This is a genomic window from Microbacterium sp. GW821-FHT01D02 (genome assembly GCF_059422585.1).
Genome location: NZ_JBWKXB010000001.1, coordinates 960,032 through 972,703 on the forward strand (window position 1 = coordinate 960,032; position 12,672 = coordinate 972,703).

Annotated in this window: 10 protein-coding genes and 1 tRNA gene; 5 read left to right on the top strand and 6 right to left on the bottom strand. The window is 66.1% G+C overall.

Translation table 11 applies throughout. The features are described 5' to 3' along the window. On the bottom strand, positions 1-2,048 hold a 2,048-nt coding region (locus AC07VM_RS04735; RefSeq protein WP_494910181.1), incomplete at its 3' end, for a BbrUII/HgiDII family restriction enzyme. A 118-nt stretch (positions 2,049-2,166) separates the two neighbouring features. Then, on the bottom strand, positions 2,167-3,342 hold the full coding sequence (locus AC07VM_RS04740) for a DNA cytosine methyltransferase (RefSeq protein ID WP_494910182.1): 1,176 nt from the start codon (positions 3,340-3,342) through the stop codon (positions 2,167-2,169). A 268-nt stretch (positions 3,343-3,610) separates the two neighbouring features. On the opposite strand from AC07VM_RS04740, the gene AC07VM_RS04745 reads away from it, so the two are divergent. After that, the gene (locus tag AC07VM_RS04745) at positions 3,611-4,423 is read left to right on the top strand and encodes a hypothetical protein (protein ID WP_494910183.1); all 813 of its coding nucleotides are present in this window, start codon (positions 3,611-3,613) and stop codon (positions 4,421-4,423) included. A 60-nt stretch (positions 4,424-4,483) separates the two neighbouring features. Here AC07VM_RS04745 and AC07VM_RS04750 read toward each other — a convergent pair whose 3' ends face one another. The 3 genes from AC07VM_RS04750 to AC07VM_RS04760 all read right to left on the bottom strand — a co-directional run bounded on the left by AC07VM_RS04750 (position 4,484) and on the right by AC07VM_RS04760 (position 6,616). After that, entirely contained in the window at positions 4,484-4,936 is a 453-nt protein-coding gene (locus AC07VM_RS04750) for a hypothetical protein (RefSeq protein ID WP_494910184.1), read from the bottom strand. A gap of 491 nt (positions 4,937-5,427) precedes the next feature. Then, positions 5,428-5,518, bottom strand: a tRNA-Ser gene (locus AC07VM_RS04755). A gap of 51 nt (positions 5,519-5,569) precedes the next feature. Then, the gene (locus AC07VM_RS04760; RefSeq protein WP_494910185.1) at positions 5,570-6,616 is read right to left on the bottom strand and encodes a hypothetical protein; all 1,047 of its coding nucleotides are present in this window, start codon (positions 6,614-6,616) and stop codon (positions 5,570-5,572) included. Positions 6,617-6,750: 134 nt separating this feature from the next. Between AC07VM_RS04760 and AC07VM_RS04765 the strand changes: the two genes are divergently transcribed. Continuing rightward, positions 6,751-7,527 (top strand): hypothetical protein, encoded by a 777-nt coding sequence (locus AC07VM_RS04765; protein WP_494910186.1) that lies wholly within the window; start codon positions 6,751-6,753, stop codon positions 7,525-7,527. Between the two features lie 24 nt (positions 7,528-7,551). On the opposite strand, the gene AC07VM_RS04770 is transcribed toward AC07VM_RS04765, so the two are convergent. After that, positions 7,552-8,514, bottom strand: coding sequence for a LacI family DNA-binding transcriptional regulator (locus tag AC07VM_RS04770; RefSeq protein ID WP_267415999.1), 963 nt, complete (start codon positions 8,512-8,514; stop codon positions 7,552-7,554). Positions 8,515-8,605: 91 nt separating this feature from the next. Between AC07VM_RS04770 and AC07VM_RS04775 the strand changes: the two genes are divergently transcribed. The 3 genes from AC07VM_RS04775 to AC07VM_RS04785 all read left to right on the top strand — a co-directional run bounded on the left by AC07VM_RS04775 (position 8,606) and on the right by AC07VM_RS04785 (position 12,601). Then, the gene (locus AC07VM_RS04775; protein WP_494910187.1) at positions 8,606-10,126 is read left to right on the top strand and encodes a mannitol dehydrogenase family protein; all 1,521 of its coding nucleotides are present in this window, start codon (positions 8,606-8,608) and stop codon (positions 10,124-10,126) included. Then, positions 10,123-11,127: an L-idonate 5-dehydrogenase gene (locus AC07VM_RS04780; RefSeq protein ID WP_494910188.1), complete on the top strand. Its 1,005-nt coding sequence runs from the start codon at positions 10,123-10,125 to the stop codon at positions 11,125-11,127. The genes AC07VM_RS04775 and AC07VM_RS04780 overlap by 4 nt, the downstream gene beginning before the upstream one ends. 73 nt (positions 11,128-11,200) lie before the next feature. After that, positions 11,201-12,601 carry an MFS transporter gene (locus AC07VM_RS04785; RefSeq protein WP_494910189.1) on the top strand — a complete coding sequence of 467 codons (1,401 nt, stop codon included), beginning with the start codon at positions 11,201-11,203 and terminating at the stop codon, positions 12,599-12,601. The last annotated feature ends 71 nt before the right edge of the window (positions 12,602-12,672 follow it).

Genomic DNA, 12,672 nt, shown 5'->3' on the forward strand with positions numbered 1-12,672 from the left:
GGATGGTCGAGAGAGGCAAGCACCCGAGCGAGCTCACTGTTTTTGTCGTCCAGGACACTCTGATACTCGACGTACTGACGCCGCGCGTTGGCGAGCATTTCGTCGTAGTAGAACACTCGCCCGTTGATGTTGTCGAGCCGTTCCGCGATGGCTTCCTCGCGAGTCTTCTTACCTATGGGTCCCGCATTCATCGGCTGCCCGAGAATGAAAACCACCTCGACGTTTCTACCGTCGTACATCTCGCCGCGCTTCTCAAGGACTTCACGCGTTGCTTCCCAGTACTTGGCACCTTGCGTATACAGCTCGTCGAGAGATGTGTCGCGGCCGTACCGTTTCAGCTCCACGATGAGATGAGACCCAGCTGCGCTCTGATACTTGATGTCGATTCGGCCCTGCGCGAGGTTCTCGGCTTCGGACGGATCGAACACATCACCCCGGATCGACTTGAGACTCTTCTCCATCTCTGGATTGGCGGTCGGGTGCTCCCACGACGGATCGAGAAGCCACATGTTCTTGAACAGATGCTCTTGGAGAGCGCGCTCTTTGTCATTGTCCGAGATGAGACGCTCGAGCTGTTCGATTGCGGCAACTCGAGAGCGGAGAATCTGGGCGTAAAGCGCGTCTTCGAGCGACCGTTGCGAGGCCAGCACGGGTAGAACATCATCGGCACTGATCCCGTCGACGAACGCGTTGAGTTGCGCTGTCGTCGCATCGAGAGCGATGCGTTCGAAGCCAAGGATTCCCGCGCGAAAAAGCTCGCGCCGCGGCCTCTCTTCCTCGAAGGGCAGCGCAGCAATCGTGCTGATCAGCTTGGTTGCCAGGGGGCGCTGACCTGTGGGTCGCTCTTCAACCCACGCGTGAACGTCTGGGTAAGACTTCAAGAGGTCTTTGAACTTGTCTCTAGGGCGCTGTTCAGACCACTGCCGTTCGGCCTCGAGAAACCTCTCGCGGAGCGTCGATCGAAGCAGAGCTACCCGTTCGTCATCCTCGATGAGTCGCTGACGATCACTCGTGGCGATATCGGGCATGTCTTCGTCGTCGAGATCCAAGAACTCGGCCGTGATCTGACCTGTCACATAGTTACCGAAGATCTTATTGAAATGGAGTTGATCGAGGATCCCCTCCTGAATCGGCCGCTTGCGAGCCAGAATGATGATATTTCGAAGCGATTCACGATCGTCGTCATCGTTCTGAAGGTCGGCCGGCGTTGGAACGGATCCGAACCAACCGCTGAGCCGCCAGCCGCGCTCTTCATCCACCGCACCGGGAAGTTCCCACCGTTTCTTGACTGATGGGGTCTGTTCTGCTGAGACGCTCGACAAGCCGAGGGACCAGAAGTATTCAATGCGCGACAGGTCCTCGCGGTCGTCGAACCCGACTCGTTCGTTGTTGATGATGATCGCGAAGCGATCGCTGGCCTTCGGATCATAGCCAAGGACGTCGAACCGTCGCGCAATCCGCCTCCTGAGCGCACGAATGGTTATGCCCGCGCGCTTCGTGTTCAGATCTGTGAGCGTGATTCTAGTTCCACGTTCGACCATGTCCTCGGGGGCGTCGACTGGCTGCGGGTGATAGGGGAGGCCAGCATCGATTGCCTCCTCGAGACCCTTCCGATCAATTCGGAGTGCCTCGGAAGGGTATCCAGACTTTCGTGTTGCTACGACAACCTCATTCGCGAGAGAGAAAACGGACAGCTTGCCGATACCCTTACGCCCCATGAAGGGTCTGTTAAACTTCGAAGATTTCAGGCCCTCGTTGTCAGGGTTGCGCTTCTGATAACCGACCTTCAGATAGCGCTCGTTGACGTCCTCGAGGCTCATGCCCGCGCCGTCGTCTTGAATCACGATCGAGCTAGTCGAGGAATCCCATGTGATGCTGATCTCATTTGCGTCGGCGTCCCATGCGTTCGCGACCACCTCAGAGAGCACCGCGGCTGCGTTGCTGTAGAGGTTAATCCCGAGAGACTGCAGCACAGCGAGATCAACCTTCATTTCGAACCTTGGTTTGCCATCAGACACCTGGTTCAACACTGCGGTTGAGTCGGTCACATCGTGCTCCGTTCGTGACAGGCAGAGCACGGGTGTCGCACTCAACGTTCGCAATGTTAGGCGACAGAGCGCGTCTCTCGCGAGGCTGCTTGCGTTCGCGGTGAGTATCGCCCTATGCCTACGACGCGGTGTACTCGCGCTCGAGGTGGTTCCGGGCGGCGTTTCCCGATGCACTGCGAACCATCGGCATGAGGTAGTTCTCAGCCAACCAAGACACCACAGGCACGGCTACAGCATCCCCGAACGCTGAGAGAGCCTGATTGATTCTGGTGCCGGAAACGTCATACTCCGACGCTCCCATCAAACGCGCGTACTCTCGCGGAGTCATCCAACGGATCCGGATCTTGTCGTCACCGAGGGCCACAACCGCCTGCCTTGAGGATCCGCCGCGTGCTGTGCGAAGGCATCCTGAGATGTCGTCCGGGCGGACTTCCCATACCGGTGCCCCCTGGCGCATACGACGGTACGCCGTGCGGTGTCGTAGCCCCTGTCCCGCTTTCATGGTGGCGATGCGCGCACTCTGGATCGGGGATAGAGACCTCAGGAATGCGTTCGTTCTATCTTCGTCCCACCAACGCTCATCCGATGAGTCCATCTCCTCGGCAAGGCTTCCAAACCCGGTAAGCAGAAGAGGCGGCAACGTTGGGAGCGGTGCTCGGTGCGTCCTGAGCGTTGGGTCCGCAAAGACCTGCTGAAGCCAGTCTGGGCGCAGCTCACTGCCTGGTTCATCAGAGTCGTCAGGAGGCGTCTGCACGGCGACTAAAAAGAGGCGCGGGCGCGACTGAGGAATAAATCGCCGTGCGTCAAGCGCGAGGACATCAACCGAGTAGCCGATTTCATTGAACGCCCGAATTGCGGCAGCGAGGTCGTCGCCGCCGTGAGAAGTTGCGAGACCTATGACATTCTCGAGCACGGCTACAGGAGGACGGGCGCTGCCCAGCTCCTCGAGGATGCGAATGTACTGCCAGAATGCGTTCGACTCACCGGCCCGTAGCCCGCCGCGTGATCCTGCCAGCGACAGGTCGGTGCACGGGGAGGAACCCCACGCGAGTGAGGCGTCTCGCGGAAGATCCTGGGCGCTAATGCCGCCGACGTCTCCTAACACATAGCTGTGACTGCCGTCCGGCTCGTCGTTGAAATGATCGCGATACATGCTCCACTTGGCGGGCTCGTAGTCGTTCGACCACGACACACTGAAGCCGGCGTTCTCCAAACCGATGCGCGCCAGCCCGATGCCGGCGAAGAACTCAAGAGCCTTCGGTCTCACTGAGTCGAGCTTCACGATGTCGGGCACAAGAAGACCCTAACGCGGGGCACGGACCGTCGTCGCTATCCGGCCGCGTTCGATCTCGAGCCGTGTTTGGAACACAGTCTTGCTCTGAGCGCCTCAGCGAACGACGTAGCCCCCTGCGGTCCCGGGCAGGCGGGCAACGACGGCTACGGTTCCCTCATGATGCATTGCACCGCCGTGGAAGTGCTTAGGCGCCAGCATGCGCTCGTCACCGCATCCGCCTCGCCTGGCAAGCTAGGCGGAGAACGTAACCTAACGAGGGGGAGCACGGTTGGCGGACAGCAACGCTTTCTGGGGGTTGATTGCGCAAGTGATTCCGGTTGTGGCACTCGCTCTAGTTCTCGAGGCAAGAACTTTGGCGGGACGATTCGTCGCCCCTTCCGGACTCTTAGTCAAGGACGAGCGTGCGAGATGGGGGGTCGCGGTCTTCGTCGCAGCGTTGCTCTTCGCCCTCGTTTTCTTTGGTGCCCTCCTCGTATCGGCTCCTGCCCTGCCGTTCCGTACCTTCGCAGACGTGCCGCTTATTCAGGCCCTGGCGATCGTGGTCGTGATGTATGGGCTGATCCTCGTGGTTCTTCTGCCTTTGGTCCTCTTCTTCAGCGGCACAACCGGTGGAGCATTGTGGAGACTCGACGCTCGACTTCCATGGGGACGTACTCGCCGGAACCTTCGACAGTACGACTACCTCATCGAGCACATGAATCGACTAACTCGTGACAATCGGGCGCACCGTCTGGCGGAACGAACTATGCAGACCAGGTTGTTGGTCGGTCGGCTGCGAGACCAGGAACCTAGCCTGCCTTTCGACCCAACCATCGTGTGCCTGATGCACCCTGAAGCCCCCTGCGCCGACTGGGAAGAGCATCGGGCAAAGACGATTGAGTTCTGGAGCGAACTCCTTGCGATCAACGAGACAAACCTCCAGAAACTCGAGACTCACAGGACGCGACTCTTGAGGTTCATGGTCACAGGGACTTCGGAGGAGCGTATGGCCGTAATGACGAAGAGGCTAAACGCGATGCGTGGTGTCGTGGAGAACGATGCCCGAACCGCTGAAAGAGGTAGGAGACAGAATCTGCGCTAGCCCGCTTCGAACGTAACGGGAGGAGCCCGCAGTCGCCCTCAGACGACGCCCCTGGCACCCTCACCGGCGGCGGGGGTCTTCGTCTTCCGACTCCTCGTTACCGCTCATAGACACGTCATACCCTGCCCAGGGGCCGTCGTCGTGCATGCGCTGTTCGCGAGATGTGAGATTGTCATACTCCACCATCGCCGACTGTAATTCCGCGATGGCCGAGCTGTAGCGGTGTCTCCTGTCCGCCTCGCCTGCGCGCGACGTCGCATCAGCGCTGGGCACCTCAGCGGCCGGCAGCTCCTTCGGCTCAACAGGTGCCTCATCACCCCTGGCGTCCTGAGACATCAGCCGGAGTACCTTCGCGAGGACGCGAGCGACGAAGTCAGACTCAACCTGCGCGTCCAGCACAGCTTTCTTGTTCCGCCTCGCCCGCACCAGTGCAACGAGGGCCACGACGAACGCACCCACGGACGCAGCCGTGGAGACGACGCCTGAAACGAGGGTGATGACATCCGCATCCATGCGCTCACGATAATCGCTGCTCGCACAAGAACACAGAGGAAGTGACGACCTCCGAATGTGTTCTTACCGCGACACGATGGCGGCAATCGCTTTCATATACTTCGAACAGGCCGGCATCTCGCACTGCGATCTACAGTGCGATTTCGGGATGATCTATCGGGTCTGATCCTCACTCTGAACGAGCCCGAGCAGATCTGGGGTGAGCTGTATGACGTCGTCCAACTGATCGAGCGATTCGAACCCGAGGTGCAGACGGACGCGGCCTGGCGATCGCGGGGAAGACCGCCGTTCCGCCGGCACACACTCGCGCGGAGAACGCTGAAAGCCCAAATAGCCGAACTGCCGTGATTGCCATCGCCGTAGGCGCTCAGCGCCTGAGCATCAGTGCGGGGCAGATGCGAGGGTATCCAAGCGCGTTACCGCTGACCGGTCCCGAGGAATGACGAAGGCCCCGCTTCCCTGTGTTTCCAAGGGATTCGGGGCCTTCGTGGTGGCGGTGACGGTGGGATTTGAACCCACGGTAGGGGGTTACCCTACACAACTTTTCGAGAGTTGCACCTTCGGCCGCTCGGACACGTCACCGCGGAATAGCTTACGCGACGCGGGCCCGGCACGCGAATCGAGCGCTGCGCATCACCAGGCGGCGGCGACCTCCGCGTGGGTGCGCAGGATGCCCTCGGTCGAGCCGGCAGGCGCACGGCCGATGCCGCACTCGGTCGCGACGCCGAACTCCGCGGCGTACGGGGCGGCTGCGGCGATGCGCCGAGCGGCTCCCTCCGCGCCGTCCTCTCGGTGCACGAGACCCAGGTAGAGCTCCTCGACGGGGGTGAGTTCGGCGAGCGGGGCGAAGTACGTCTCGTCGTCATGGTCGATCGGCACCGGCAGGTGCAGCCAGGTGAGCGGACGGGCGGATGCCGCCACCACGGCGTTCGCGTAGCGGACGAGGTTCGCGGCATCCGTCGGCTCGAAGAAGTGCTTCTCCCCCGCGTCGCCGTAGCAGAGGTGCACGCCCACCTCGACGTCGGCGGGCACCGCATCGACGAGTGCGGCGAGGCGCGAGACGAGACCGTCGAACGGGTCACCGGGCCACCACGCCTCCATGACCGCTCCGTAGCCGGCCGCGCGCTCGATGATGCCCATCTCGCTGGCGACGTCCCACTGCACAGCCAGGTCCTCGTGCGGGATGGCGGCCAGGATCTCTTCGAGGTCGCGCAGGATGGCCGCGGTGTAGACGGGCTCGATCGCCGCCCGGTCGTCGCCGTGGAAGAACGAGGAGATCACGGCGAGCGGCGTCGGCAGCGACACCTGGAACCGGATGCCGGCCGGGATCGCACCCTCGGCGCGGAGACGCGCGAACACGGCGTACGACTCGATCGCCGCGGCGGCGTATCCGAGCGGAGGCAGCCCGATGCTCGCGGCATCCACTCCCTCGCCGATGCGCAGACCGCGGGCGTCGATGCCGGCCGGGAACGGGATGGGCTCGTCGCCGATGCGCTCGATGCCCTCGGCCCGGCCGATCACGTCGGGCTGGAACATGATCCAGTGGAACCGCTTGCCCACCTCGCCGTCCGGGATGCGACGCAGTCGGTCGCCGAGCAGGTCGGCCGCCGCACGCATCGTGGTCTCGGCGTCGTCGTAGTTCACGCTGCCCACGAGAAGGGCGCCCTGAGGCTGAGTCATGCCCCTCAGGATATCGGCGCTCGAATGCGCTTTTCCCCGGGGGGGGCTCCCCCAGCGAGAGAAGGCCTTTCGAGTTAGGATTGCCTAAGAACCCGCCGCCTGTGGGGGCAGCGATGACGGGAAGGACGCGCAGCATGGGCTTCATCACCTCCGAGGCATTGGCCGACACCGGATACGTCGTCCTCGACGACCACACCTCGCCGACGGACCCGGCCGAATGGCTCGACCTGGAGTACGTCGGCTGGCGCTCCTCCGGCGTCACCCGCTTCGCCCCGCTCACCAGCTACGCCGGCGACGTCGACTGCAACGGATTCTGGAACCACACCCCGCCGCGCACCGACAAGGACGGCGTCTGGGTCGACTCGCAGGTCGCGATCGCGCCGACCCTGCAGCGCCGGGCACAGGAGCCGGGTGCCGGCATCGGCCGATGCCGCGTCATCGAACTGCAGCCCAACGAGTACGCCGATGCGATCTACAACCTGCACCAGGACGACAACAACCGCCTCAACGACGAGGGCACCGGCTGGGTGGTCCGCGGGTTCTTCAACCTCTCCGACGACACCGAGTCGATGCTGATCCTGCGCTCAGACCGCTTCGACCCGGCGACCGAGATCCGCCTCCCCCTGCGCGCGGGCTCCCGCATCGTCGTCGACACGCAGCGCTTCTGGCACGCGGTCTGGCACCGCGGCACCGCTCCCCGCTACGCCCTCATCACCTCGTGGACGAGCGGCCCGGAGCTCGACGCCTACATCGCCGCCAACCACGGCGACCCGCACCCGACCACGGTCGACCTCGACCCGCAGTTCGTCGACGACGCGCAGATCGAGCTGCACCGCCGCATCGAGGAGCGCCGCCGCGCCTTCGAAGCACAGGGCATCGTGATGGAACCGCCCGTCGACATGAACGTCTGAGCACACCCGCCGAGGGGCAGCCGGCTACGCGCGCGGCGCCGCCGTCGAAGCCCGCACGATCAGCTGGGACGCGAGCGTCGCGACCTCGCCGACGACGACACCCGAGATCGACTGCAGCAGCAGATCCACACCCAGGGCACCGCTGCGTTCGATCGGCATCTGCACGGTCGTCAGACCCGGCGTGACAGCACCGGCGAGGTCGATGTCGTCGATGCCGACGATGCTGACGTCGTCGGGGCAGGTGCGCCCGAGCTCGAGCATCCCGGCCTCCAGGCCGATCGCGACGAGGTCGTTGTAGGCGACGACGGCGGTCGCCCCGCTGGCTGCGGCGAGCGCGGCCGCGGCACGCCCGCCCTGGATCGAGGCCGCGTGGTGGCTCAGCCGGGTGAGACGGATGCCGTGTCGCTCGCACGCCGAGGCGATGGTGTCGAAACGGCGCGCATCGGCCCAGGATCCGAGCGGACCGGAGGCGTAGGCGATGTGCTGATGCCCGAGGGCGACGAGGTGCTCGATCGCCTGCGCCGGTCCGTGCTCGGCATCCATGAGCACACAGGGGACGCCGTCGATCTGCCGGTTCACGACGACCGCGGGGGTGCCGCCGATGAGGGCGATCACCTCTTCGTCGGGCAGTCGCGGGGAGCACAGCAGCATGCCGTCGAGCTTGCGGCCCTGCTCGATCTGCTCGCGCTCGCGCCGCAGGTCTTCATCGGCGTCGAACAGCACGATGCGGTGGCGGCCGTGCCACGCCTGGCCCTGGATCGCCTTGAGCAGCTTGCCGTAGACGGGGTTCGCCACGTCGGGGACCATCACGCCGATGGTGCGCGTGGCGGTGCCGGCCTGCGGGTTCGCGTATCCCAGGTCGGCCGCGGCTTCGAGCACGCGTTCGCGGGTGGTCGGCGCGAGGCGGTCGGGCTCACCGAAGGCACGGGATGCGGTGGCGATGGACACGCCTGCCCGCTTCGCCACGTCCGTCAATGTCGCTGCCACGTTCGCCTTCCGCTTCGCCGCAATCCTAGAGCACGATGCCCGACATGAAAGCGGGTTGACAAGTTTGTACAACTCATACACACTGCTTTACATGACGATCAACGCCGATCTCCGGATCCTGGCCCGCGCCACCCCCGCGACCACCGCTCCGCTGGTCTCCCCCGCAGGCGCCGGCATCCTGCACCTCGGCCTGGGCAGCTTCCACCGTGCGCACCAGGCGATGTACACCGCCGCGGCGATGCAGCGCGACGGCGGCGACTGGGGCATCATCGGCGTCGCCTCCCGCTCGCGCACCGTCGTCGACGCGATGCACGCCCAGGACCTCCTCTACTCGGTCGCCACGATCTCCCCCGCCGGCACCTCGCTCGCGATCCCGGGCGTCCACACCGATGCGTTCGTCGGCGCCGCCCAGCCCGAGCGCGTGGTCGCGCACATCGCCGACCCGAGCATCCGCATCGTCACCCTCACCGTGACCGAGAACGGGTACAGCTACTCCCCCGCCACCCAGCACCTCGACCTGGACGACCCGACGGTGCGCGCCGACCTGCAGGGCGGAGCCCCGCACTCGACCATCGGCCAGCTCGCCCGCGGCCTCCAGGCCCGTGCAGCCGCCGGCGGCGACCCCCTCTCCGTGCTCAGCTGCGACAACCTCGCGACCAACGGCAAGCACACCGAGAAGCTGGTCCGCGAGTTCCTGCAGGCGCTGCCCTCCGGCGAAGCCTCCGAGGCTCTCGCGTTCCTCGACCGCGCCGTGACCTTCCCCTCGAGCATGGTCGACCGCATCGTCCCCTCGACCACGGCGCAGCTGCGCGACGAGGTCGCGACCCTGCTCGGCGCGCAGGACGCGATCCCCGTCCCCGGCGAGCCCTTCACCATGTGGGCCATCGAAGACCGCTTCGCCGGCGGCCGCCCCGCATGGGAGGCCGCCGGCGCGGTGTTCACCGACGAGGTCGGTCGCTACGAGCAGATGAAGGTGCGCCTGCTCAACGGCACCCACTCCCTCATCGCCTACCTAGGCGCCCTCCGCGGCGTCGGCACGATCCCCGAGGCCATCGGGAGCGAGCGGATCGCGGATGCCGCGCGCGCCGTCATGCGCGCCGAGTACGAGCCCTCGGTCGAGGTGCCCACCGGCGTCGACATCCGCACCTACGAGACGGAGCTGTTCGAACGCTGGGGCAACAGCGCCCTCGGCCACCGCACCAGCCAGGTCGGCTCCGACGGCTCGGTCAAGCTGCGCCAGCGCATCCCCGAGCCGGCTCTCCTGGCCCTCGGCGATGGGCGCATGCCGCACCTCATCGCCCTCACCGTCGCCGGGTACCTCTCCTGCCTCGCTCCGCTCGACGGGTTCGACCCCGGCGCGCACGCGGCCACGATGACCGACCCGGCCCGCGACCGTCTCGCGAGCCTCGCGGCGACCGCTCGCGACGGCTCCCGACTGGCCCGCGGGGTCATCGGCGAGCTGCGCCTCTTCGGCGCCGAGCTCGCGCACGAAGACGCCTTCATCGACCGGGTCGGCGAGCTGGTCGACACGATCCGCCGTCACGGCGTCGACGCCGCGATCTCGGATGCCCTCTCCGCCACCCCCACCACCACGAAGGAGGGACGACGATGAAGTCGCTCGTCATCCACGGCAAGGAAGACATCCGCTGGGAGGACCGGGATGCCCCGGAGCCTCGCGAGGGCGAGGTGCGCCTGCGCGTCGCCTTCGTCGGCATCTGCGGATCCGACCTGCACTACTACTTCCACGGCGCCAACGGCGAGTACACGATCCGCGAGCCTCTGGTCCCCGGCCATGAGCTCTCCGGGGTCGTCGACCTCGACCCGTCCGGCCGCCTCGCACCCGGCACGCCCGTCACGGTGCACCCGGCACGGTACGGCGCCTCGATTCCCGGCCTGGAGGAGCGCCCGCACCTGCGCCCCGGCGGCGACTACCTCGGCAGCGCCGCGGCGAACCCGCACCGTCAGGGCGGAGCCTCCGAGCTGCTGATCGTCGAAGACCACATGATCCGCGTGCTGCCCGAGGGCCTTCCCCTGGAGCGCGCCGCCCTCGCCGAGCCGCTGGCCGTCGCCCTGCACGCCGTGAGCCTGGCGGGTGACATCACCGGCCGACGTGTGCTCGTGATCGGCGCCGGTCCCATCGGCCTCCTCGTCGTCGCGGCCGCCGTGCATGCGGGCGCCGCCGTCGTCGGAGCGAGCGATGTGCGCCCCGAGCCGCTCGACCGTGCCCGGTCTCTCGGAGCATCCGAGCTCGCCCTCGTCGGTCGCGACACCATCGAGAACGAGTCGTACGACGTGGTGTTCGAATGCTCCGGCGTCGGCGTCGCCCTCACGCAGGCCGTCCGTGCCGCGCGCCGCACCGGCACGATCGTCCAGGTCGGAATGCTGCCGAACACCGACACCGGGGTGAACCTGGCCCCGATGCTGGCGAAGGAGCTCACGATCCGCGGTGCCTTCCGCTTCTCCACCGAGATCGACGACGCGGTGCGGATGCTCGCCGAGTCCGACGCCCTCGACCCGGTCATCTCGCACGTCATCCCGGCCTCCGATGCGGTCCGGGCGTTCGACGTGGCCCGCGACTCCTCCGCCTCCGCGAAGGTCCTCCTGTCCCTCTGACCTCTGTCATCCCCGACACCGAAACGCACTGCCCGCGCTCCCCCGCGCACGACACTTACGAAGGAGTAAACCGATGAGCAGTTCCTCAGTTCCCGGCGTGGACGCGCCCGCCCCGCCGCCCACGTCCAAGCGCTCGATGGGCGACCTGGTCCGCGCCGCCGTCTCCGGCTGGCTCGGCACCGCCCTGGAGTTCATGGACTTCCAGCTGTACTCGCTGGCCGCCGCCCTCGTCTTCAGCCAGCTGTTCTTCGCCGGAGAGGACCCCGGTATGGCCGTCGTCCTCGCCATGGCCACCTACGGCGTCGGCTACATCGCCCGCCCGGTCGGCGCTTTCGTGTTCGCCCGCATCGGCGACCGTGTCGGCCGCCGCAAGGTGCTGTTCTACACGATCCTGCTGATGGGCGCCGCGACCACGCTGATCGGCTTCCTGCCCACGTATGAGCAGGTCGGCATCCTCGCCCCGATCCTCCTCGTGATCCTGCGCCTCGCCCAGGGCTTCGGCGCCGGCGCCGAGATCTCGGGCGCGGGCGTCATGCTCTCCGAGTACGCCCCCGCCAACCGCCGCGGCGTCATCGCCTCGCTGGTCGCGCTGGGCACCAACTGCGGCACGCTGTTCGCCTCGGCGATCTGGGCGCTGCTGCTCGCGGTCATGCTCGAGAGCGACGTGATCGAGTGGGGCTGGCGCATCCCGTTCATCGGCAGCGCGGTCATCATGCTCTTCGCCCTGTGGGTGCGGTTCAACCTCAAGGAGAGCCCGGTCTTCGAGGAGCGCACCGACGTCGTCGACGGCAAGGCGCTCTCCCGCGACGAGATGGTCAAGCTCGCCACCGAGACCAACGACATCCGCACGCTGGAGTCGCTCGAGCGCAAGCCGATCAAGGCCGTCATCGTGTCGTTCTTCCTGCGCTTCGGCCAGGCGGGCAACTCGGGCCTCGTGCAGACCTACCTGATCTCGTTCATCACGATCACCCTCGCGATGTCGAAGGAGGTCGGCCCCGAGGTCGTCATCGTCTCGTCGCTCCTCGGGTTCCTCACGATCCCGCTCGTCGGCTTCCTCGGCGACCGCTTCGGCCGCCGCCGGATGTACATCATCATGACCGCGCTCTCGCTGCTGCTGATCGTGCCGACCCTCCTCATGATCAACACCAAGGAGGTCGTCTGGATCTTCGTCGGCTACGCGCTGATCCACAACATCTCGGTGCTCGGCCTCGCGTCGATGGAGAACATCTCGATCCCCGAGATCTTCGGCGCCCGCAACCGGTACACGCTCACCGCCATGGTGCGCGAGATCGCGGCGATCATCGCCACCGGCGTCGGCCCGATCGTGGCCGCCGCCTGGGTCTCGGCCGCGACCGGCAGCATCCTCCCGGTCATGATCCTGATGGGCATCTTCACCGCCTCGGCGCTCGTCGCCGCGATCGTGGCACCGGAATGGACGGGACGCGATCTCACCGATCCGCGTCCGGCCATGTGACCGCCGCCTGACCGACCCCGTGGGGGGGGGGGGGGGGGGGGGGGGGGGGGGGGGGGGGGGGGGGGGGGGGG